1 protein-coding gene is annotated in these 739 nt (G+C 50.3%); it reads right to left on the reverse strand.

What is annotated here, in order from left to right:
- Window positions 1-126: 126 nt before the first annotated feature.
- The gene (locus tag HT737_RS30445; protein ID WP_140396033.1) at window positions 127-519 is read right to left on the reverse strand and encodes a hypothetical protein; all 393 of its coding nucleotides are present in this window, start codon (window positions 517-519) and stop codon (window positions 127-129) included.
- Window positions 520-739 lie beyond the last annotated feature (220 nt).

The raw sequence follows: 739 nt of genomic DNA on the forward strand, positions 1-739 counted from the left end.
ACAACAGCAACATAGATTGACACAGATGGGCTGCGCTTCAAATACAGGGCCGGGCTGCTCCCAACATAGTGTGACACCAACAACTGAAGTAAGCGGTCAGGAGGGGAGCAGCATAATCTGCGGTCTTCAGCACAAGCTCAGTGCGATGTCTAAATCTGTGCGCAACCTACGGCCGGCTCCCATAAGCACATAAACCGTATTTTTCGTCTCAAACAAGCAGTTGTGAGTGAAGGAAACCCCCAACGTTGATCTGACCCAATCACCAGGCGCAAAACGACCTTTTCTATCTTGGATAACCGTCAATGCGTAAACCAAGGCAGGGATAAGCCCTCTATCGGTGATGGCTATTCGTTGACGTGTTGTAACTTCGAGATCCAAGATTACCCAATCAGCAACAAGGCAATATGCACGGGAAGGAAAATGCAGACCTGCGAATGTCACTGCATCTAAATCGGGGAGTGGGCACCCGTTTATGTTTTCGCCTGCGGAAAGCAGCGAGGTAAACGCCGCCAAATTCATTCATCCCTCCAGCCGGTCGGTAAACTGACTCGAACGTGAATCATCCATAAGCATAGCTCTCAGCGAACAGCCTGGTACCGATGGCGACGAATAGTAGCCAGGTCGCCTCACACCTGGTTTCTCAACTCTCCCTTTATCTCACTGAACGGGATGATTTCTATTGGCGGCGTCACAGCACAAATCGGTTTACGCCAATAATCCACGCTATGCCATTGGCCGT

It is taken from the genome of Pseudomonas sp. MD195_PC81_125 (genome assembly GCF_014060985.1).
Taxonomy (GTDB): Bacteria; Pseudomonadota; Gammaproteobacteria; order Pseudomonadales; family Pseudomonadaceae; genus Aquipseudomonas; species Aquipseudomonas parakoreensis.

Bases quoted from the DNA above. Each gene is read 5' to 3' on its own strand.
- HT737_RS30445 (WP_140396033.1), bottom strand. From the start codon at position 519: ATGAATTTGGCGGCGTTTACCTCGCTGCTTTCCGCAGGCGAAAACATA.